Origin of the sequence: Vibrio sp. V15_P4S5T153 (genome assembly GCF_963874485.1) — a bacterium.
Classification (GTDB): Bacteria; Pseudomonadota; Gammaproteobacteria; order Enterobacterales; family Vibrionaceae; genus Vibrio; species Vibrio anguillarum.
On sequence record NZ_CAWNHR010000021.1, the window covers coordinates 1 to 20,107 of the forward strand.

At 45.6% G+C, this 20,107-nt stretch carries 21 protein-coding genes; 13 read left to right on the forward strand and 8 right to left on the reverse strand.

Annotated features, from left to right (window positions below):
- Positions 1-42: 42 nt before the first annotated feature.
- From nirB to AACT42_RS22780, 5 genes are all read left to right on the forward strand, one after another.
- Complete coding sequence (gene nirB, locus AACT42_RS22760; protein WP_094132732.1) at positions 43-2,631, forward strand: nitrite reductase large subunit NirB; 2,589 nt, start codon at positions 43-45, stop codon at positions 2,629-2,631.
- Between the two features lie 2 nt (positions 2,632-2,633).
- Positions 2,634-2,969 (forward strand): nitrite reductase small subunit NirD, encoded by a 336-nt coding sequence (gene nirD, locus AACT42_RS22765; RefSeq protein WP_094132730.1) that lies wholly within the window; start codon positions 2,634-2,636, stop codon positions 2,967-2,969.
- Positions 2,970-3,111: 142 nt separating this feature from the next.
- Entirely contained in the window at positions 3,112-3,924 is an 813-nt protein-coding gene (locus AACT42_RS22770; protein ID WP_094167933.1) for a formate/nitrite transporter family protein, read from the forward strand.
- A 68-nt stretch (positions 3,925-3,992) separates the two neighbouring features.
- The gene (gene cobA, locus AACT42_RS22775) at positions 3,993-4,748 is read left to right on the forward strand and encodes a uroporphyrinogen-III C-methyltransferase (RefSeq protein ID WP_019283178.1); all 756 of its coding nucleotides are present in this window, start codon (positions 3,993-3,995) and stop codon (positions 4,746-4,748) included.
- A gap of 63 nt (positions 4,749-4,811) precedes the next feature.
- The gene (locus tag AACT42_RS22780) at positions 4,812-5,285 is read left to right on the forward strand and encodes a LabA-like NYN domain-containing protein (RefSeq protein ID WP_010319683.1); all 474 of its coding nucleotides are present in this window, start codon (positions 4,812-4,814) and stop codon (positions 5,283-5,285) included.
- On the opposite strand, the gene AACT42_RS22785 is transcribed toward AACT42_RS22780, so the two are convergent.
- Positions 5,274-5,474 carry a DUF2986 domain-containing protein gene (locus AACT42_RS22785; RefSeq protein WP_064626251.1) on the reverse strand — a complete coding sequence of 67 codons (201 nt, stop codon included), beginning with the start codon at positions 5,472-5,474 and terminating at the stop codon, positions 5,274-5,276. The two genes, AACT42_RS22780 and AACT42_RS22785, sit on opposite strands and share 12 nt — an antisense overlap.
- Positions 5,475-5,571: 97 nt before the next feature.
- Here AACT42_RS22785 and AACT42_RS22790 point away from each other — a divergent pair, with 97 nt between their 5' ends.
- Positions 5,572-5,976, forward strand: coding sequence for a nitrous oxide-stimulated promoter family protein (locus tag AACT42_RS22790; protein ID WP_202599612.1), 405 nt, complete (start codon positions 5,572-5,574; stop codon positions 5,974-5,976).
- Between the two features lie 16 nt (positions 5,977-5,992).
- Here the strand turns inward: AACT42_RS22790 and AACT42_RS22795 are convergent, their stop codons facing one another.
- Both AACT42_RS22795 and trxC read right to left on the reverse strand, forming a co-directional pair.
- Complete coding sequence (locus tag AACT42_RS22795) at positions 5,993-7,153, reverse strand: MFS transporter (protein WP_017047243.1); 1,161 nt, start codon at positions 7,151-7,153, stop codon at positions 5,993-5,995.
- Between the two features lie 193 nt (positions 7,154-7,346).
- Positions 7,347-7,781: a thioredoxin TrxC gene (gene trxC / locus AACT42_RS22800; protein ID WP_017043322.1), complete on the reverse strand. Its 435-nt coding sequence runs from the start codon at positions 7,779-7,781 to the stop codon at positions 7,347-7,349.
- Between the two features lie 189 nt (positions 7,782-7,970).
- Here trxC and AACT42_RS22805 point away from each other — a divergent pair, with 189 nt between their 5' ends.
- Positions 7,971-9,062 (forward strand): ketoacyl-ACP synthase III, encoded by a 1,092-nt coding sequence (locus tag AACT42_RS22805; RefSeq protein WP_064626233.1) that lies wholly within the window; start codon positions 7,971-7,973, stop codon positions 9,060-9,062.
- Between the two features lie 89 nt (positions 9,063-9,151).
- Here AACT42_RS22805 and glpC read toward each other — a convergent pair whose 3' ends face one another.
- Genes glpC through glpA form a run of 3 tightly spaced genes read right to left on the reverse strand, consistent with a single transcriptional unit; the run spans position 9,152 to position 13,334 of the window.
- Complete coding sequence (glpC, locus tag AACT42_RS22810; RefSeq protein WP_094132583.1) at positions 9,152-10,378, reverse strand: anaerobic glycerol-3-phosphate dehydrogenase subunit GlpC; 1,227 nt, start codon at positions 10,376-10,378, stop codon at positions 9,152-9,154.
- Positions 10,375-11,688 (reverse strand): glycerol-3-phosphate dehydrogenase subunit GlpB, encoded by a 1,314-nt coding sequence (gene glpB, locus AACT42_RS22815; protein WP_094130345.1) that lies wholly within the window; start codon positions 11,686-11,688, stop codon positions 10,375-10,377. The genes glpC and glpB overlap by 4 nt, the downstream gene beginning before the upstream one ends.
- On the reverse strand, positions 11,685-13,334 hold the full coding sequence (glpA, locus tag AACT42_RS22820; protein ID WP_081245084.1) for an anaerobic glycerol-3-phosphate dehydrogenase subunit A: 1,650 nt from the start codon (positions 13,332-13,334) through the stop codon (positions 11,685-11,687). The genes glpB and glpA overlap by 4 nt, the downstream gene beginning before the upstream one ends.
- A 529-nt stretch (positions 13,335-13,863) precedes the next feature.
- On the opposite strand from glpA, the gene AACT42_RS22825 reads away from it, so the two are divergent.
- The gene (locus AACT42_RS22825) at positions 13,864-14,718 is read left to right on the forward strand and encodes an MIP/aquaporin family protein (protein ID WP_010319894.1); all 855 of its coding nucleotides are present in this window, start codon (positions 13,864-13,866) and stop codon (positions 14,716-14,718) included.
- Between the two features lie 52 nt (positions 14,719-14,770).
- Positions 14,771-16,291 (forward strand): glycerol kinase GlpK, encoded by a 1,521-nt coding sequence (gene glpK / locus AACT42_RS22830; RefSeq protein WP_026029114.1) that lies wholly within the window; start codon positions 14,771-14,773, stop codon positions 16,289-16,291.
- 149 nt (positions 16,292-16,440) lie between these two features.
- On the opposite strand, the gene AACT42_RS22835 is transcribed toward glpK, so the two are convergent.
- Entirely contained in the window at positions 16,441-16,692 is a 252-nt protein-coding gene (locus tag AACT42_RS22835; RefSeq protein ID WP_013867916.1) for a YgjV family protein, read from the reverse strand.
- Positions 16,693-16,999: 307 nt separating this feature from the next.
- Positions 17,000-17,317, reverse strand: coding sequence for a DUF496 family protein (locus AACT42_RS22840; RefSeq protein ID WP_010319897.1), 318 nt, complete (start codon positions 17,315-17,317; stop codon positions 17,000-17,002).
- A gap of 190 nt (positions 17,318-17,507) precedes the next feature.
- On the opposite strand from AACT42_RS22840, the gene AACT42_RS22845 reads away from it, so the two are divergent.
- From AACT42_RS22845 to AACT42_RS22860, 4 genes are all read left to right on the forward strand, one after another.
- A complete protein-coding gene (locus AACT42_RS22845) occupies positions 17,508-17,711 on the forward strand; it encodes a hypothetical protein (RefSeq protein ID WP_026028336.1) in 204 nt (67 codons plus the stop codon).
- 57 nt (positions 17,712-17,768) lie between these two features.
- Entirely contained in the window at positions 17,769-18,422 is a 654-nt protein-coding gene (locus AACT42_RS22850) for a YceH family protein (RefSeq protein WP_094133942.1), read from the forward strand.
- The gene (locus AACT42_RS22855) at positions 18,423-18,746 is read left to right on the forward strand and encodes a GIY-YIG nuclease family protein (protein ID WP_013867913.1); all 324 of its coding nucleotides are present in this window, start codon (positions 18,423-18,425) and stop codon (positions 18,744-18,746) included.
- Positions 18,747-18,841: 95 nt separating this feature from the next.
- Complete coding sequence (locus AACT42_RS22860; RefSeq protein ID WP_017046397.1) at positions 18,842-19,993, forward strand: conjugal transfer protein TraF; 1,152 nt, start codon at positions 18,842-18,844, stop codon at positions 19,991-19,993.
- Positions 19,994-20,107 lie beyond the last annotated feature (114 nt).

Below are 20,107 nucleotides of genomic sequence, written 5' to 3' on the forward strand. Positions count from 1 at the left end.
GGCATCTCGCTCAATGAAACGTTACCATAATTAGGAACCCATATGAGCAGGATGAAGCTGGTTGTCATCGGTAATGGCATGGTTGGCCATCGCTATATCGAAGATTTGGTCGAAAAAATGGAGGCATCAGCTGTTGATGTCACGGTTTTTTGTGAGGAACCGCGTGTTGCCTACGACCGCGTCCATCTTTCTTCCTACTTTTCACACCATACCGCTGAAGAGCTTTCGCTTGTTAAGCCGGGTTTCTATCAAAAGCATGCGATTAATGTCTTGATGGGCGAGCGGGCGGTTAACATTAATCGCGAAAAGCGCGTGGTCTATTCAAATACTGGCCGTGAAGTGAGCTATGACAAATTAGTCTTGGCGACGGGCTCTTATCCCTTTGTACCGCCGATCAAAGGCAATGAAAGTAAAGACTGCTTTGTCTACCGCACCATTGAAGATCTAAAGGCCATCGAAACGTGCGCGAAAAAGAGCAAAAGTGGCGTAGTGATAGGCGGTGGTTTACTTGGCCTTGAAGCGGCTGGCGCGCTGAAAGCGTTGGGCGTACAAACCCATGTGATTGAGTTTGCTCCGGTATTAATGGCTGAGCAACTTGACTTGCAAGGCGGTTTACAACTGCGTAATAAAATTGAGCGGATGGGGGTGCAAGTTCACACTAGCAAAAATACGTTAGAGATTGTTGCTCAAGGCGAGACCGCTCGTAATACCATGAAATTTGCCGACGGTTCGGATTTGGAAGTTGACTTCATCGTATTTTCCGCAGGGATACGTCCTCAGGACAAATTAGCTCGTGAAATGGGCTTAGACATCGCGCCGCGTGGTGGCGTTGCCATTAACGATCACTGCCAAACATCCGATCCTGATATTTACGCGATTGGCGAATGTGCTTCTTGGAATCAAACCTTCTTCGGTCTGGTCGCTCCTGGTTACAAAATGGCAACGGTTGCGGTTGATCATCTTGTGGGCAATGAGAGCCAATTTAGTGGTGCAGACATGAGCGCCAAGCTCAAACTGCTGGGTGTGAAGGTGGGATCGATTGGTGATGCCAATGGACGAACTCCTGGTTGTAAAAGCTACGTCTATCAAAATGAAGAAGATGAAGTTTATAAGCGCATTATCGTTTCTGAAGACGGTAAAAAATTGCTTGGTGCAGTTTTAGTTGGCGACACGTCAGATTACGGCGATTTACTGCAACTCAAACTCAATGATATTGAGCTGCCCAAACACCCAGACACCTTGATTCTACCCGCGCATGCTGGCGCTGAAAAACCCGCATTAGGCGCGGATGCACTACCTGATACTGCGGTGATCTGCTCTTGTTTTGATGTGACTAAAGCGAAAATTGCCCAAGCCGTGGCCGATGGTCACCATACGCTCGGCGCGATTAAAGCGGTGACAGGGGCCGGAACAGGTTGTGGTGGTTGCGTGCCTTTAGTGACGTCGGTTCTGAATGCTGAACTGGCTAAATCGGGTGTGGAAGTCAAAAACGATATTTGTGAGCACTTTGCGTATTCACGCCAAGAGCTGTTCCATTTGATCCGCATTAACGGTATCAAACGTTTTGATGAGATGTTGGCAAAACATGGACGCGGTTATGGGTGCGAAGTCTGTAAGCCAACAATTGGTTCGATTCTGGCCTCGTGTTGGGGGGATCATGTGCTCTCGCCATCGCTGGTCAGTTTGCAAGACACCAATGATAACTTCTTGGGCAACATGCAAAAAGACGGTACTTATTCGGTGATCCCACGCATGGCAGGTGGTGAAGTCACACCACAAGCGCTTGCGGTGCTAGCGAATGTCGCTCAAGAATACAAACTTTACACCAAAGTGACGGGCGCGCAGCGCATTGGTCTGTTTGGTGCTCAAAAAGACGATTTACCTGAGATTTGGCGCAAACTGATTGATGCTGGATACGAGACAGGCCAAGCCTATGCCAAAGCTCTGCGCATGGCAAAAACGTGTGTCGGTAGTACGTGGTGTCGTTTTGGTGTGCAAGACAGCGTCGGTTTGGGTGTGCTGATTGAAAACCGCTACAAAGGTATCCGTACACCACACAAGATGAAGTTTGGTGTCTCAGGCTGTACCCGCGAATGTGCCGAAGCGCAAGGGAAAGATTTAGGCTTGATTGCGACCGATGCGGGTTGGAATATGTATGTCTGCGGTAATGGTGGTATGAAGCCTCGACATGCGGATCTGCTGGCCTCTGATTTAGATGAGGCAACACTACTGAAATACATCGACCGTTTCATGATGTTCTACATTCGCACAGCCGATAAATTACAACGCACCTCAGTGTGGCTAGACAACCTAGAAGGTGGTGTTGATTACCTGCGTGAAGTGATTGTGGACGATAAGTTGGGCATTAACGATCAACTCGAAGCGGATGTGGCGAAGCTTATTGCTGATTATCGCTGTGAATGGACAGAAACGCTTAATCATCCTGAGCAATTAACTCGTTTTACTCACTTCATTAATTCTGATTTACGCGATGAGAACGTCGTGTTCGTCAGCGCTCGTGAGCAGCACCGTCCTGCGACTTATAGCGAAAAACACCCAGAAGCGAAAGGCGATATATTCCACATTGCGCTTGCTGATTCGGCAATCTCTATCCCTGTTTTGGAGAAATAACTATGGCCAATAACACAGTATTTCAAGCCATCTGTGACATTAATGACATTGTTCCCGGAACGGGTGTGTGTGCACTGGTGAATGGTGAGCAAGTGGCTCTCTTCCGTCCGACTGAGGCGCAAGAAGTGATGGCGATAAGCAATATGGATCCCTTTGCTCGAGCCAATGTGTTGTCACGCGGTTTTATTTGCCAACATCAAGAGCAGTTCTGGGTAGCAAGCCCGCTTAAAAAGCAGCGTTTCAATCTCATAACAGGCCAATGTATGGAAAATGAACGCTTTAGCGTGAAAGCTTATGCCGCGCGAGTCACCGACGGCGTGGTCGAAGTCGCGGCTTAACAGCCGCTTTTGAGACAATGAGATTCAATAGCAAAAAGGTTTCTTGTTCATCGAGTTCTCTTGGTGAAGCATCGATGGCTGGGAGCCTTTATCTATTCAATTTCCCTTTTTAATTTTAACTTTGGTGACAATAAGGACCATTATGTCTTATGTAAAACCTGCCGATTTTGTGCAAACAATGATTGACGCTGGCGAAAGCAAAATCTTCATGTCAACGCGCGATACCCTGATTCGCGGCATTATGGCGGGGGCGATTCTTGCTATCGCCGTCGCTGTGGCCATTACTGCGGCTGTGCAAACCGGAGTGCCTATTGTTGGTGCTCTGGTCTTCCCTGTGGGGTTTTGTATTTTGAACCTAATGGGCTTTGATTTATTAACGGGTGTTTTTGCTTTAGCGCCTTTAGCTTTGTTTGAAAAACGCGCCGGAGTAACCAAAGCGGGCGTTCTACGGAATTGGGGCTTGGTTGGGCTAGGTAACTTAATCGGTGCCGTTGCCGTCGCCTTTTTAGTGGCGCTAACCTTCACCATGAATTTCAGTATCGAGCCGAGCTCTGTTGGGCAAGCGTTTATCAAAGCGTCTACTGCTCGCACTCTTGGCTTTGCCGAACACGGTATTAATGGCTGGATCACCGTGTTTGTGAAAGGCATCTTGTGTAACTGGATGGTGTGTCTAGGTGTTGTCGGTGCTATGACATCAACTGCTGTGAGCGGCAAAGTGGTCGCGATGTGGCTACCTATTTTTATTTTCTTCGGTTTGGTTTTTGAACACGCCGTAGTGAATATGTACCTGTTCCCACTTGGCATGATGTTGGGCGCTAAATTCACCATCGTCGATTGGTTAGTATGGAACCAAATTCCGGCCACATTGGGTAACTTAGTGGGCGGCTTGTTATTTACCGGGTTAAGCCTTTACATGACTCACGGTAAAACCTTGCCACAACGCAACCTTGGCTAACCATTGTTAAGTGAGGTTTAACCTCGCTTAATGACGATATCCTTTTGTCGATAAGGTAGAGAGTAATCATGGTAAGCAGTGTAACGAGTCGCGGTTTTGTCTCTTTAGTAGGCGCAGGGCCAGGCGATCCCGATCTACTGACGGTTAAGGGGCTACGCGTGATCAGCCAAGCGCAAGTGGTGGTGTATGATCGTTTAGTTTCGCAAGCGATTTTAGATCTGGCGCCAAGCCGCGCGGAGATGATCTACGTTGGCAAACAGTTGGATTTTCATTGTGTGCCGCAAGATCAGATCAACCAAATTCTGGTCGATAAAGCCAAAGAAGGTAAAAAAGTTGTCCGTTTGAAAGGCGGTGATTCCTTTATTTTTGGCCGAGGTGGTGAAGAGCTCGAAACGCTGGCTGAACATCATATCGCTTATGAAGTGGTTCCGGGGATCACGGCGGCGGCAGGCTGCACGGCTTACGCGGGGATTCCGCTGACGCACCGTGATCACGCGCAAAGTGTGCAGTTCATTACGGGTCACTTACAAAAAGAAGGTAAAGCGATCAATTGGCGATGTTTAGCGCAAGATAATCAAACCTTGGTTTTTTATATGGGGTTAAAGCAGTGCCCGAATATCACACGAAACTTGTTGGATGCTGGCCTGAGCGCAGAAACGCCTTGCGCGATTATCGAACGCGGCACTACAGATAAACAGAGAGTATTGACGGGCTCGCTTGACGATTTACCCCTTTTAGCGCAACAAGCACAAAGCCCAGCCTTGATTGTGGTCGGCAGTGTGACTCGCTTGCACGACAAATTGAAGTGGTTTGGCGTATACTAAGCGCAATTTGCAAAGCAGCGGCGAACAGGCCGCTGTTTTTGTTTCTATTTGAGAAGAGAGCTCATGGAAAAAGTTGCCATTCTTGTCGACGTTCAAAACGTCTATTACACCTGTAAAGAGAAGTACCGCCAGCATTTTGATTACAACCAATTTTGGTATGTAGCCACTCAAGGGCGAGAGGTGATTAAAGCCAATGCCTATGCGATTGCTAGCCAAGATCCTAAGCAGCGCCAGTTCCACCATATTTTGCGCGGTATTGGTTTTGAGGTTCAGCTTAAGCCCTTCATTCAGCGTCGTGATGGCAGTGCAAAAGGGGATTGGGATGTCGGTATTACTCTCGATGCGATTGAGCTGGCAGAGCAAGCGGATGTGATTGTTCTGGTATCAGGAGATGGTGATTTCGAGCTATTGGTCGAACGGATTAAACAGCGTTTTAACAAAAAAGTAGAAGTGTACGGAGTGCCAAGGCTGACGGCTCAAAGCCTTATTGATGTCGCCAGCCAGTTTGTTCCAATCGAGCAAGACTTACTGTTGTAGCTCACCTTCAGCAGGCACAATCTCACTATGTTGAGTATCTACCGTGCCGGTTGAAGCGGCTTGCTCTGCGTCTAATTTTTCACGTTCAGCTTTTGAAATATAACGAGGTTTATTGCTGCCGTGCAGCTTGGCATGCTTCTTTTTAAGATGCTTTTGCAGTGTTTGGTTAATTTTCTTTTTGCGGTTCATAGTCGTCTGCTCTTTGACACAAAGTCTTGGGTACATGAGGAACAAGGTGGCGCAGGATACTTGTTTTTATCTGCGATCTCAATGGGAGTTATTGGCAATGGAAAAAATGCATAGCGATCTTTTAACGGGAGAGCAGCTCAGTGAGTTTCGCACCGTAGAGGCGATGGTGAACATTTATTGTCAGCGCCATCATCGCTGTCAATCTGGCCTCTGTACGTGTTGCAAAACCTTGTTGGAATATGCGCAAGTACGCTTAGATCGCTGTTCTTATGGCCAACATAAACCCACCTGCAACCGTTGCCCAATTCATTGCTATAAGCCTGAGCCGAAAGAACAAATGAGATTGGTGATGCGTTACGCAGGGCCAAGAATGTTGCTCTCTCACCCTATATTGGCGATCCGCCATCTACTGCATGAAAAACGTGCACTACCAGAAAAACCAAAGGCGCATGCATCAAATCGCCATCAACGATTGAACCGTGCGCCTTGCGATAAAATATGATCCGCTTTGCTGCGACTTATTTCCCCGCCACCCACTGGCGTTTGGTTTTGAGGCTTGAAGCCAACATATAAATACAAGTCGCCAGTAAAGCAATAAAGAGATAACCCATTAAGCCTTGCGATCTTTGCATAAACCAATCAGCGATCACGGGGCCAACCACAGAGCCGATACTGTAGCTAAACAGCATAACTTGTGTCGCTGAGACAATGTAATTGGCATCGAGCTTATCACAACCTAAGTTGATGGCGATTGGGTACAGGGCAAACGTCGCCATGCCTAAGAAAAACAAGCTGGCAGCTAATATCATCATCGTTGAATCGAACAAGGTTATGGTAATCGCCGCAGAGCCAATCAAGCAAAATAGTGCCATTAATAGTGTTCGGCCCAAAAACTTTGATAGCCAAGGCACCATAGGTTGCACCGCCATGCCACCCAAAACTACAAGCGCCATTAAGCTGCCAATGTCGGTATGGCTGATACCGCGTTGTTCTAATTCAACAGGCATTAGACCGTAGATAGCCCCCAAGGTGAGCCCTGAAACTCCGCAACCGAGCAAGGCGGCATGGTTTAGTTTGAGTACCTGTTTCAGTGATAGGCTGACGGCATGCTGCGTTGACGGTTGGTCTGATTCGCCATAAATCAGCACCACACTGGCGATTAATAGCAAGGTAATGATGGCAATGAAAGGCACGCCGCCTGATACGCCTAAATAACCAATCCCTAATTGGCCCAATGCTGTGCCGCCGTAAAGCGCCGCCATATAAATACCAAGGCGTTTTGCTCGGCCTTTTTCATCACCATGCAATAGCCAAGACTCGACGACTACAAAGACACCAGCCACCGCAATACCAGCAACAAAACGTGCCACTAACCAAGCACTGGCATAGTGCAGAGCAGGTAATGCAAAAATGGTTAACATGAGCAGCGCTAAGCACCATACAAAAGCGTTTCGGTGGCCAACGCGGTTGACAACAGGTTCAACGACTAATGCGCCGATCAATAAGCCAGCGTAAAAGGCACTGGCAAGCCAGCTTGCCAATGAGCTCTCAAGCCCGTAGTGCGGCAACATCAATGGGATCAGGCTCATTAAATAGCCTGAGGCAATCGCATAAAGCGATAGCGCAATGACCGGAACGGAAATGCGAGGTGAAGACGCGTTCACAGTGATGTTGTCCATTGACTTTGCCTCAAAACCAGAATTGATGGGATATTTTGCGGCGAATATGGAGCTGATATTGAGAAAGGTAAAACGAAAAATTATGTTCTTAACGATTAATTTTATTAATCGAAAATAAAGCAAGAGAAATGAGCAGTAAAGTTGGCATAAATCGATAAAAAATGCCAACTTTATTATTGGTTATAATGATTGGCTATTTCAATATGGCTTGGTTTAACCATTGATCAAATTGACTTTTTGGTAAAGCGCCATTGATCATATCGACTCGTTGACCATTTTTAAACACCATAATGGTTGGAATGCTGCGAATTTGAAATTTTGTGGCGAGGCTTTGTTCACTTTCAGTATCAATTTTTATAAAGCGAATGTTTCCTTTTCGTTCCGTCGCAGCATCACTGAATACAGGAGCAAAACCCACACACGGATTACACCAAGGTGCCCAGAAATCGACGACAACGGGTTGGCGACTATTAAGCAGTGCTTCGAAATTGGCTTCCGTTCCTTCAATGGGCGCTCCATCAAATAGGGGAGCTTGGCATTTACCGCAATTTGGGCTTTCTGTCACTCGTTCTATCGGAACTCGGTTCATTGCGTGACACGAAGGGCAACGAGTATTGAATGTTGACATGGTTTCCTCTCTTTATTTTTGCGTTTTGTTCCAGTCGCATTTGACGCACTAGACTTAACGTCGGAGTAAAAGCGCGTATACTGACTGACATCAAAAGGACCTTTTGAGTCTCATTTCTCTTTCATACGATGAGTTTTTAATTTTAGGTCTTTGGATTGCATTAGAAAATACAACAAAAACAGGTTAACAATGACAAAATTCTATGCCGAAATTACAGGTTGGGGTAAATGCCTACCACCTGCAACGCTCTCAAACCATGACCTTAGCACCTTTATTGAAACTTCCGATGAGTGGATTAAAACTCGCACCGGGATTGAACAGCGCCGCATTAGCCATGTGAATACCTCGGATTTGGCTACGGTGGCCGCCCAACACGCCATCGCTTGCGCTGGGATTGATGCAACTGAGATTGATCTCATCATCATCGCAACCTGTTCGCCAGATTCTCTTATCCCGAATATTGCCTCGAAAGTGCAGCAGAACCTTGGGATCAAAAATGCCGCCGCTTTTGACTTAAATGCAGCTTGTACCGGTTTTGTTTATGGATTAGAAACTGCGACGCGTTTAATGCAAGCAAGCCATTACCGCCATGCGTTAGTGGTGGGTGCTGAGCGTCTCTCTTTTTACATTGATTGGACCAAACGTGATACCGCCGTGTTATTTGGTGACGGTGCTGGTGCTGTTGTCTTGAGTAAAACCGATAAAGTAGTGGGTTTGCAAGATGCACAAATCGGCTGTGATGCAGAAGGGCGTGATATTTTGGCGGTGCCTAAATTTGGCTCATCGATGGATCGTTTTGCCGCTGACAATGGGTATTGGGATTTTGATTTTGTTGGGAAAGAGATTTTTAAACGTGCGGTTCGAGGCATGGGCGCAGCGGCGCAAACTGTGCTGGCGCGTTCCGGTCTTTCAACCGAACAAGTCGATGTGGTGATCCCGCATCAAGCGAATATTCGTATCATTCAAACCTTGTGTGACTTATCAGGTATTAGCCAAGATAAAGCATTCGTTAACATTCAACACTATGGTAATACGTCTGCCGCGACCGTACCTATTGCATTGTGTGAAGCGGTAGAACAAGGGAAAATCAAACCGAATGATAACCTGCTGGTGGCCGCTTTCGGGGCGGGCTTAACTTGGGGGGCTGGGCACATCAAATGGGGCGAGCGTGTTACCGCGATTAGCCGTAGCCAAGCGCAGTTACCAGAGTGTCAGTCCAGTGCGTTAGAATTATTGGCCAATGCAATTGAGCACTGCCAGCAGCGCCCGCTATCTAAATAACGTTTAGAAAACGAATGTTCACACAGTACAAGCAGTATGAGAACAGGCCACAATGTGGCCTGTTTTACTCTCAATGCTAGGTGTGTAAACTAGGCAATCGCCATGGCGAGCAGGCTAATTGGATGAATGGTTTCTAACGCGGTATTTTCTTCAATTTGCCATTTACAGGTTTCACAATCGGTAATCGCATAGTCAGCTTGCGATGTTTTGATTGTATCAAACAGGTGCGCGCCAATTTTCATTGAAACGTCATAGTTCTCTTCTTTAAAACCGTAGGTTCCCGCTAAGCCGCAGCATTCGCTGTCTAAGACCACTAACTCCAATCCTGGGATCATTTTTAATAATTCAATGGTAAAAATGACATTACCGCTGCGTTCAAGGTGGCAAGGGGTGTGGTAAACCACTTTCAAGTTAACGGGTTTCATTTTAGGCGCATTACCGCTCATGAACTCTTTGAGTAGAAAGCGCGTGACGTACTCGATTTGTTTGACCACCTTACTATTATCAACCCCTAAAACATGAGGATATTCTTGTTGCAAGGTAAACGAACACGTTGATGAGGTGGAGAGGAGCGTCGTTTGACGATCAACTACCGCGGCTTCGATATTTTTCACATTCAATAGCGCATTTTTACGTGCTTTATCGTGAAAACCATTGGCAATCAGCGGTACACCACAGCATTTCTCGTTATCCAGTAACCGTACGCCGATATTCATCGCATTCATCACAGAGACAAAATCTTTACCTAACTGCGGGTGGTTATAGTTAACGTAACAGCCGTGGAAATAGGTCACTTGCCGGTTATACAAGGGTTGGCGTGTGCAGTTCTGCTTAAACCAACGACGAAACGTGCCGTGTGAGTATTTGGGAAGTGATTTATGATCGTGCACACCAATGGTCTTGTGCATCAGTTTTTTTACCATCGGCATAGCCGTAGCAGCGTTCACTATCGGTGCAAATGGTGTGGCGATCGCGCCAAAAAGATCGGTATGGCTCAGCACGTAATCACGCACCAGCTTTGGACTCAGCGTTTTTTTGCCATGTTTGCCACGCGCCACAGCAATGATATCGCCAATTTTTACTCCGGAAGGACAGGCGGTTTCACACCGTTTGCAGTTGGTGCAGAGCTTGAGTAGGTCGTCATAATACTCTGCGCTTTTAATCCTCAAGCGTTCGCCATCCGGTCCGCACTGTTTTGGCCCCGGATAGAGTGGGTTTGCTTTCGCAACCGGGCAATAAACGGTACAAACAGTGCATTTGATGCATTGATCAAAAGAGGTATTTTTGGGTGCGGCTTCAACAAAAGAGGTGCTCATGCTAATACCTCCTGAATGGCTGGTCGAGATTGAGTTTGAGCCATAATTTGAGAGGTAGCGTGGTAAGCGCTGGCAATAGCAACGCCTCCACCGCTGCCTTCAAAGACAGGATCATAACCCGCGAGCATCGAACCACAGCAGTATAAATTGGTGATGATATTACCTTGATGAGTTGGGTTCAGTGACGTGTTGGTCAGCACACCAAAGGTCATGAAAGGGTGAGAGTTTGCTGAGAAAAAGGCATGGTTTCGCCATAGAGCGCGATCATGACAGCTCTCCGTCTCTAATTGGAACACGGGTTCGCTAATACCGTGATGAGAAGCCTGTAAACCTTGGCTGAAATAGCTCCCTGTAGCCATCACGAAATGGTCAGCTTGAATCGGCATATCATTGAGATTTTGAGTATGAATGGCGGTCAAACGGTTGCCATCAAATTCACCACTGATGACTTTATCGCCTTTTAAATGGGTACCACCCATAGTTAAAAAAGCTCGGCTGAGTGTCTCTTCAATGCGGATGCCCATTAATGATGGCGGCATGGTCGGGACTTCATGCAACTGCAAGTTGGTTTCCAATTTGAGTTTGTTCAGTAAGGTTAACCCATCACCATTGCCCATGATGGCAGGTAGGATCACTAGATCTTGCACAGTGGCATGACGGATCAGTTGATCACAAAAACTGCGCCATGCATGTGGCTGTTTGAGCAAACGAGCAATATCGATGGAGCGCAGTTCGTTGGGGTTATGGCGAAGTGCTTCGAAACCCGGAATCGTGATATTGATGATCTCACTTGGGATAGTCGAAAATGCAGGTAGAGCGCGTAAGTTATCTTGCAGCATATGTGGTTGAAAATCTCGATAACCATCGATGGCGAGCAGCACAATACGCTTAAAATCAGCATTCGTTTTATGTTGATAAACATAAGGTTGTGATAACCAAGTGGCTTTCAATGTCCCCATCGGAGTAATGCGATAGTGGTTACTGTTGTCCGCTTGGTGTGTCAGCGGCATGCCGCGCTGCTGCAGCGTTTTTTGAAACCACATTAACCCTTGCGAAATAGTGTCAGCGCCAATTTTACTGTAAGGGTGATTCGGGGCTTGTTGACGTAATGCTTCCATGGCGAGCAAAGGGGATTCAACCGCTTCGCCGCTAGGCAGTTTACCCAGAACATCGATGGAACCGGATGAAAAATGCAGAGCACTTTGGCCTTGACTGATCAGTGCTGTTTTTAGGCCCGCTTGTAAGCAGCGAAGACCTGCACTGTAACCTGCAATTCCACCACCGATAATTGTGACGTCGTATTTCATCATAACGTCTCCTCACTTTCATTTTGCTTGTGTTGCGTTGGAATGTCATTGGCTCCGAACAAGCCTTCGTAAATCCAGTAACTGAATTCAGCCTCGCGCAGTGCATCTCCCCAGAAAATCGGTTTAATGCCTTTCCAGCGCTCTTCTAAAAACTCAACCAACAGTTGGCTCGATTGGTTTCCCGAAACGTGACCATATTCTTGAAATAAGCTGGCGGCGCGATAGCTGCAAAGCTCTCCTTGGCACGGTCCCATACCTAAACGAGTGCGGCGACGTAAATCGACCAAGTTATTTACATCGAGTTGTTTAATTGCGTATTCAATTTCGCCCGCGGTCACCATTTCACATTCACAAATAACCGCTTGGCTCTTTGCATCATCAGATAAGAAATTTTGTGCGCGCTCACCATGGCGATAAAGAGCCGATTCATAGACGGGTTTGGCAATGCTGGCGGTTTTTTTGACCTGTTTTGGGGTTTCGTTGGAGCCGGGTAGGGCGCGAGTATGAGTTTCGCAAGGAGTATTATTGCCCAGTTTTTTAGCGACTAAATCGGTCGCCCATTCTGCCATTAGGCGGTAAGTCATTAATTTACCGCCTGTAATAGTGGTGAGGCCTTTCAATCCATCGCGTTGTTCGTGGTCAAGTAATACGATGCCGCGACTGATGTTTCGGCCGCTGCCATCATCATTAATAGAGACCAATGGACGCACACCCGCATAAGCGCGTAGTACACGAGTATTCGCCATGATGGGGGCCAGTTTCGCGCCTTCGGCCAGTAGTATATCGACCTCTTTTTCAGTCACGTGCAGGTTGTCAATTTGGTCGTAGTCAATGTGTTCAGAGGTAGTACCGATCAGTGAAATGGTATCACCAGGGACAAGAATATCGGCATCAGAAGGCTTGCGACAGCGGTTGATCACAAGGTTGTTGATACGATAATCAAGGATCAACAATGAGCCTTTTGCGGGGAACATTTTGATGTTGAGATCGGCGTATTCACAGATGTTTTGTCCCCATATTCCAGCTGCGTTAATCACTTCTTTGGCGAAAATCTCATATTGTTGATGAGTGCTCAGCTGTAAACAGCGTACGCCTAATACTGTGTCACCTTGGCGGATCAGCGACGTCACAATGGTTTTGTTCATGATCCGCGCACCATGCTCTTTGGCGTCTAGCACATTGGAAGCGCATAAACGAAAAGGATCGAGTGTGCCATCGGGTACTTTGACCGCGCCAACAAGGTTTGGGTTAACGTGAGGCTCTAAACGCAGTGCTTCTTTTGCAGAAAGCGGCTCGGTTGTAATCCCAGCTTGAGCGCACGCGTCGATAAACGTGCTCTGAAAAGCAAGATCGTCTTCAGGCAGAGTAATGAACAGGCCGTCGGTTTTCTCTACACAATGTCTGGCGATATTTTTTAAAATTTGATTCTCTTGGATGCACTCTTTGGCCGATTCAGGATCGGTAACTGCGTAACGTGCCCCTGAGTGTAATAAACCGTGATTTCGCCCGGTGGTACCAGAAGCAATATCATCCTTTTCTAGCAAAATACACGCAATGCCGCGCAGTGCGCAGTCGCGCATGATCCCAGTACCGGTTGCTCCGCCACCAATGATAACAACATCGGTTTCAAATCGTGTGGTTGTGGTCATGGTGAAACCTTATTCGATGAAAAACTTATATTTAGTGTGGCATTTTCAATAGAAAATGTTCGATATATTGCTCACAAAAGCGCGAATGAGCGAAATTGTGTTTCATTTTGGCGGTAATTTCATCTTTGTATGTTATTTCATATCAAAATGATGAACGGTTTAACAATTTAGGTTGGGTTAATTTAACAACTGGAGTGGATTTTAGAGAACAAATGCGCTTACGAGCTGATCCGATGACTTCATCATCATGCCTCCCTTAGCAGTATGAAATCATATCTCTATCCGTTATTGCACTTGATTATGTCGTTGTTTATAGAGACACCCTTAGTTTCCTATCATTTGTTAAGCTCTGCGTTAATGAGCAGAAGATCAAAATAATGAGTTAATTAACAAAAAACGATATTGCAAGTAACAAAATTGTGTTCGAACGCTCATAAATGCTGTTTTTTAATTTTCGTGGGAAGAAAAATGTGCAAAATTTGCCACACACAAACATTGTGTACACAAAAAATAAACAAGGACACTTACTATGACTCGAACAAAACAACATACTCTTCTCGGAGAGTGTATCGCGGAGTTTATCGGCACCGGATTGCTGATTTTTTTCGGTGTAGGCTGTGTTGCTGCCTTAGTTCTTACTGGCGCACAATTTGGTCAGTGGGAAATCAGCATCATGTGGGGCTTAGGTGTGGCAATTGCCATCTATTGCACTGCGGGTGTTTCTGGAGCTCACATTAATCCGGCGGTGACCATTGCACTGGCCGCCTTCCACGGCTTCAACAAAGCAAAAGTACTTCCCTATATTGCGGCGCAAATGCTCGGTGCATTCTGCTCTGCTGCTCTGGTTTACGGCTTGTACAGCAACCTTTTTACTGATTATGAAATCGCACACAATTTTGTACGTAGCAGTCAAGAAGCGTTAGCCACAGCGGGTATTTTTTCTACCTACCCTAATGCTTCATTATCATTTGTTGGTGCATTGGCGGTCGAATTTGTCATCACAGCAGTATTAATGTTCGCTATTTTGGCACTAGGTGATGAAAATAACGGTGCACATCGCAATGCAATGAACCCATTGCTGATTGGTATTCTGATTGCGGTTATCGGTGGTTCACTTGGCCCATTGACTGGCTTTGCGATGAACCCTGCGCGTGATTTTGGCCCTAAATTGTTTGCCTACTTAGCTGGCTGGGACTACGCACTAACAGGTGCAAAAGATATCCCATACTTCATCGTACCTATCATTGCTCCTATTGCTGGTGCCTGTTTTGGGGCATGGGCTTACCCTAAATTTATTGGCGCGTACTTACCCACTGTCGGCGTAGGCTGCACCATTCCAAACCAGTGTGATGACGTAGAAGAAAGTGAGCAAGCTCACGTCTAAAATAACGATAACACTTCATAAAACGATTAACGTGAAAGATAAGGAAAAGACCATGACTGAGCAGAAATATATTGTTGCCCTTGACCAAGGAACAACAAGCTCACGTGCTGTAGTGTTAGATCATGATGCTAACATTGTCAGTGTTTCTCAGCGTGAATTTACCCAGATCTACCCTCAAGCTGGCTGGGTTGAACATGATCCACTGGAAATTTATGCGACGCAAAGTTCGACGCTAGTAGAAGCACTTGGCAAAGCTGGTATTCGCAGTGATGAAATTGCGGCGATTGGTATTACCAACCAACGTGAAACTACGGTGGTGTGGAACAAAGAAACGGGTAAACCAGTCTACAATGCGATTGTATGGCAATGTCGACGTACCGCATCCATTTGTGAAGAATTGAAAGCACGCCCAGGGCTAGAAGAGTACATTCGCGAGAATACAGGCCTAGTGCTTGACCCTTACTTCTCTGGCACCAAAATCAAATGGATTTTGGATAATGTCGAAGGGGCTCGTGAAGACGCCGAGGCTGGAAAACTGCTGTTTGGTACAATTGACTCGTGGCTCGTTTGGAACATGACACAAGGCCGTGTTCACGTTACGGATTATACCAATGCATCTCGCACTATGCTTTTCAATATCAACAACTTGCATTGGGATGAGAAAATCCTAAAAGAGTTTGATATTCCTTTGTCTATGATGCCTGAAGTGAAGAAATCTTCCGAAGTTTACGGCCAAACCAACATTGGTGGTAAAGGCGGGACACGTATTCCTATTGCTGGAATTGCGGGTGACCAGCAAGCTGCGCTTTATGGGCAGATGTGTGTTGAGGCGGGCCAAGCAAAAAATACTTACGGCACTGGCTGTTTCTTATTGATGAACACAGGTAAAGAGAAAGTCACCTCACATAATGGCTTGCTAACAACTCTAGCTTGTGGCCCTGCTGGTGAACCTCACTACGCGCTTGAAGGTGCAGTCTTTATGGGCGGTGCATCGATTCAATGGTTGCGTGATGAATTGAAACTGATTTCAGATGCGCATGACTCAGAATATTTCGCTACGAAAGTTGATACGGCCAACGGCGTTTATGTTGTGCCAGCGTTTACTGGTTTAGGCGCGCCGTATTGGGATGCTTATGCCCGTGGTACGATTGTTGGTTTAACGCGTGGCGTGAATTCGAACCATATTATTCGTGCGACCTTGGAAAGTGTTGCTTACCAAACACGTGATGTACTTGATGCAATGCAAGCTGATTCTGGCATCAAACTGTCAGCATTACGCGTAGACGGTGGCGCGGTAGCCAATAATTTCTTAATGCAATTCCAATCAGATGTGCTTGATACCGAAGTACACCGTCCTAAAGTGACGGAAGTGACCGCGCTAGGAGCCGCCTATTTAGCTGGTCTTGCGGTTGGCTTTTGGGGAAGCTTGGATGAGCTTGCTGATAAAGCCGTGATCGATAAAACATTCGTTCCTCATCAAGATGAAGAGAAGCGCGATCGTCGCTATAAAGGTTGGAAACGTGCGGTGAAATGTGCTCAAGCTTGGGCAACTATGCACGATGACGAAGAGTAATACTTAGCCTTATGGCCTCTATGTATCCCCCTGCTAGAGGCTTTTTGCTTGGCTATTTATGCTTTTGCTCTCTGATTTATCGATAAAAAATGCTCTGTCATCGTGGCAGAGCATTTTTTTACACGTCAATTTTTATTATTTTGGGTTTATCATGCAGCGCTTTTGGCGTCAGCCGTTTTTTTTTCTCGTTGCATCTTGGCTAAAAAGTAGATGTTTACGCAGGCGATAAAACCGTTGGTGAGCACTACAGGCCATGAATCAATCATGAGTCCGTAAGCGGTAAACAGTGCACAACCAACAAAATTAAGAATACGCAGTTTAACGATATCTTTCATTGTCAGCGAGATTGCCACCATGATCGAAGCTGCATAGCCCAAAATTTCAACCACATTCATTTCCATAATTTGACCCTCTTAATATATGCCGAACGATGTCGGTACCAATCTTCTCGCCGTGAGATAAGTGAGGAAGCTCCGTGCCTCGAATGGTCATAATTGATTTACTGTGTATAAATATAACAATAGCTAATATGTGATAAAAGACTCAAAACTAGGTTCGGTGAAGGTTAGCGATTACGCAAACGTTTAATGTCTATCACATAAAATTTATCGCACTTTTTGTTGATAGAAATATTGATTTGTTTTGTGAATGTTTTGGCCATAAAAAAACCCGTCTTAAGACGGGTTTCGAAGATGGTCGGCATCAATTTTACTTTTTGCCTTGAGTCATTTGTTTATCTTTATCGGTCAGCTCGCGGATACGACGGCTAATATCACGGCGCTCTTTTGAAATTTCTGCGCTTTTGATGATGTGATCATCGACGCGATCTTCGTAATCGGCTTTCATGTTATTGATGATCGCCATGACTTCTTCGTGGGTCATATCCGGTTTCATGTAATCGAGTAAGTTTTCAAGCAATTCAACTCTTTTACGGTTATCACGAACTTTTTTCTCGTTATCTAGCAGTTCACGTTTCAGTTTATTTTTACGGCGAGCTTGGTTAACAATTTCAAATACGATACTCATAGGTTCCTTTTCCCAACTTGAATGTCAATGCCATTGATTAAATCATATCGAGCTGATTCATAACAGCCTTTAGATCAATCCTGACTCACTCTTGATTAAGAAATAATCACTCTAGTCATGAGTGATTGTATTGGTACGGATAGGCGCTATATCATGTACCTTTCAAATCGCTATCTTATGGTATTTAGAGATGCAACTTTCAGAAATTTTAGTACCTAAAAGAAAAGATGTACCTGCAAACGCTGAACTGCATCACAGTGTTAAATTGCGTGAAGCTTATATTAGCGAACGTGAGAAGCTGGAGATGACCGAGTTAGAGTTAAACCGTGCAAAGATTGTGATGATTGATAGCAATGGGAAAATCATCCGAATTTCACTGTTGTTAGAACACTAATGCAACATCGATTGTGGCCTCGATTAGGAAACTCCACTTAGAAAAAAGGAAATTATAATGAACATTGAGCTCTCTCCCCTAGAAGCACGAATTATTGGCTGCTTAATTGAAAAAGAAGTGACCACGCCTGATTACTACCCATTAACGCTCAACAGCTTGACCACCGCATGTAACCAAAAAAGTAACCGTGAGCCAGTGCTGTCATTAACCGAAGCTGAGGTTCAAGATGCCGCTGAGGGCTTGATCTCTCGTCACCTGATGAGTGATGAAAGTGGTTTTAATAGCCGAGTGAGCAAATATCAGCACCGTTTCTGCAACACCGAATTTGGCGATTTAAAGCTGTCAAATCAAGAGCTTGGTTTGGTGTGCTGCATGCTGCTGCGTGGGCCACAAACGCCGGGAGAGTTGCGCACTCGTACTAACCGATTATGCAGTTTTACCGATGTAAAAGAAGTCGAAACTATTTTAGACGCTTTAGCCAACCGTGAATCAGGCCCGCTGGTGGTGAAGCTACCCCGTGAACCGGGTAAGCGAGAGTCGCGTTATCAACATCTCTTTTCTGGAGAGGTTGACGTTGAAAGTTTAGAGCAAACCTTTGCTCATGCTCCGGAAGGTGGGGCGACTGCTCGTATTGATCAGCTTGAACATGAGGTTCACGCATTAAAAAATGAAGTCGCCGAGTTACGCGCTTTGGTGGAAAGCTTACTGTAAGTGAATAAGGTTTCCCACAAAGATAGCCCGGACTGGTGGGTTTATTTGGTTCGAACCCGCCATCAAGCACTGTATTGCGGTATTACAACTGATGTTGAACGACGCTTTGTACAACACCAAACAGGGAAGGGTGCAAAAGCGTTACGAGGTAAAGGGCCGTTATTATTGGTTTGGTCTCAACGTGTAGAAGGCGGTAAAAGCCTCGCTTTAAAAACTGAGCTAGCGATTAAAAAACTGACCAAATTGCAAAAAGAACAGTTGGTGGCAGGGCAAGAGAATGTTCATTTCTCTGTTAGTGGCATGGATGATTTTGGTGACGATTAGGTTTGGTCAGCGGCATTATTCGCCAATTTCATGTGCAATGTAAAAAATTGTATTAACCTTGTTTAGGGAATAATAACAACAAGGTTGGTTGCAATATGAACAGTTACAACAAATGGTCAGTGGTCTCGTTGCTCTTGTTGGCTTGTGCTTCTGCGCAAGCGGCGAACACGATAGCTGACGCACGTGGTAATGGAATGGGGAATACTGGCGTAACAACGGCCGATTATCTGCTAGCCCCATTCTATAATCCTGCTTTGGTGGCCGTGTATCGGAATAATGACACGTTTGGCGTGCTTTTCCCTGCGGTAGGTGGTGCGGCTAGAGACCCAGACAAAAGCCTAAAATCCATTGATGACCTGCAAGATAGCATCAAAGCGTTTGAAAATTCCGGTACACCCAATCAAAGTGATATTGATAAGCTCAATCAGTATTTGGACCAGCTTGCCGATGACAAACCTCTTGCTGCATCGGCGGGCATTGGTATGGCGATAGCAATTCCTCTCGATCTAGTTTCACTTAATATTTTTGCGCGTGGGCACGCGGAGGTGATTGCGCGTTCTGATATTGCGGCAAATACAGGCAGTAGCGGCACCGACGTTGAGAATCGTTATAAAAATTCAACCGTTGATCTGATTGCATTTGGTTACTCAGAATTTGGCCTAGCACTGGCCAAAATATACAACATTCGTGGTCAACAATTTTCATTTGGCATTACGCCAAAAATTCAACAATTAAGAACCTATAAGCAAAATGTTTCGGTAAAAGAATTCGATCTTGCTGATTATGACAAAAGCGAAACGAACGATAATGCCTTCAATCTTGATTTAGGGGCTGTGTGGTTAATTAACGATTTTCGAGTGGGTGTTGCGGTAAAGGATCTTTTTGCTCAAGAATTAAAAACCATTGACGGTTTAAGCTCATATGATTTGGATACGCAAGTCACAATCTCGGGTGGATATGTCACTGAGTTTTTCACTGCTGCAATCGATTTAGATGCAACAAAGCAGAGTCGTTTTCAAGACCAAAAAGATGATACACAATACCTACGCTTTGGCTTAGAAGGTAATGCTTGGGGATGGGCACAGCTTCGTGCGGGTTATGAAATCGATTTAGAAGATACTTTGGACAACGCCGTCACGTTTGGCATTGGCATCAGCCCCGGAGATCTTGTCAGTTTCGATCTTGCAGGAAACTATGCTGGAGATAATCAATTTGGCATTTCTGGAAATTTAGCTTTCACCTTTTAAGTATAGGAAAGCATTTTAAGTATAGGAAAGCATTCTGATGCTTTTGTTTAGTAAATGAGCGGTTATGAGTGCAAGCCAGCTTTTTTAGTGGTTTGCACTATCATTTATGAGGAA

Coding starts and splice junctions, on each gene's coding strand:
- glpA (WP_081245084.1), bottom strand. CDS start 13,334: ATGACCACAACCACACGATTTGAAACCGATGTTGTTATCATTGGTGGC.
- AACT42_RS22840 (WP_010319897.1), bottom strand. CDS start 17,317: ATGAGTATCGTATTTGAAATTGTTAACCAAGCTCGCCGTAAAAATAAA.
- glpB (WP_094130345.1), bottom strand. CDS start 11,688: ATGATGAAATACGACGTCACAATTATCGGTGGTGGAATTGCAGGTTAC.
- AACT42_RS22795 (WP_017047243.1), bottom strand. CDS start 7,153: ATGGACAACATCACTGTGAACGCGTCTTCACCTCGCATTTCCGTTCCG.
- trxC (WP_017043322.1), bottom strand. CDS start 7,781: ATGTCAACATTCAATACTCGTTGCCCTTCGTGTCACGCAATGAACCGA.
- cobA (WP_019283178.1), top strand. CDS start 3,993: ATGGTAAGCAGTGTAACGAGTCGCGGTTTTGTCTCTTTAGTAGGCGCA.
- AACT42_RS22790 (WP_202599612.1), top strand. CDS start 5,572: ATGGAAAAAATGCATAGCGATCTTTTAACGGGAGAGCAGCTCAGTGAG.
- AACT42_RS22860 (WP_017046397.1), top strand. CDS start 18,842: ATGAACAGTTACAACAAATGGTCAGTGGTCTCGTTGCTCTTGTTGGCT.
- AACT42_RS22770 (WP_094167933.1), top strand. CDS start 3,112: ATGTCTTATGTAAAACCTGCCGATTTTGTGCAAACAATGATTGACGCT.
- AACT42_RS22825 (WP_010319894.1), top strand. CDS start 13,864: ATGACTCGAACAAAACAACATACTCTTCTCGGAGAGTGTATCGCGGAG.
- AACT42_RS22850 (WP_094133942.1), top strand. CDS start 17,769: ATGAACATTGAGCTCTCTCCCCTAGAAGCACGAATTATTGGCTGCTTA.
- AACT42_RS22785 (WP_064626251.1), bottom strand. CDS start 5,474: ATGAACCGCAAAAAGAAAATTAACCAAACACTGCAAAAGCATCTTAAA.
- AACT42_RS22835 (WP_013867916.1), bottom strand. CDS start 16,692: ATGGAAATGAATGTGGTTGAAATTTTGGGCTATGCAGCTTCGATCATG.
- AACT42_RS22845 (WP_026028336.1), top strand. CDS start 17,508: ATGCAACTTTCAGAAATTTTAGTACCTAAAAGAAAAGATGTACCTGCA.
- AACT42_RS22805 (WP_064626233.1), top strand. CDS start 7,971: ATGACAAAATTCTATGCCGAAATTACAGGTTGGGGTAAATGCCTACCA.
- AACT42_RS22780 (WP_010319683.1), top strand. CDS start 4,812: ATGGAAAAAGTTGCCATTCTTGTCGACGTTCAAAACGTCTATTACACC.
- glpK (WP_026029114.1), top strand. CDS start 14,771: ATGACTGAGCAGAAATATATTGTTGCCCTTGACCAAGGAACAACAAGC.
- nirD (WP_094132730.1), top strand. CDS start 2,634: ATGGCCAATAACACAGTATTTCAAGCCATCTGTGACATTAATGACATT.
- glpC (WP_094132583.1), bottom strand. CDS start 10,378: ATGAGCACCTCTTTTGTTGAAGCCGCACCCAAAAATACCTCTTTTGAT.
- nirB (WP_094132732.1), top strand. CDS start 43: ATGAGCAGGATGAAGCTGGTTGTCATCGGTAATGGCATGGTTGGCCAT.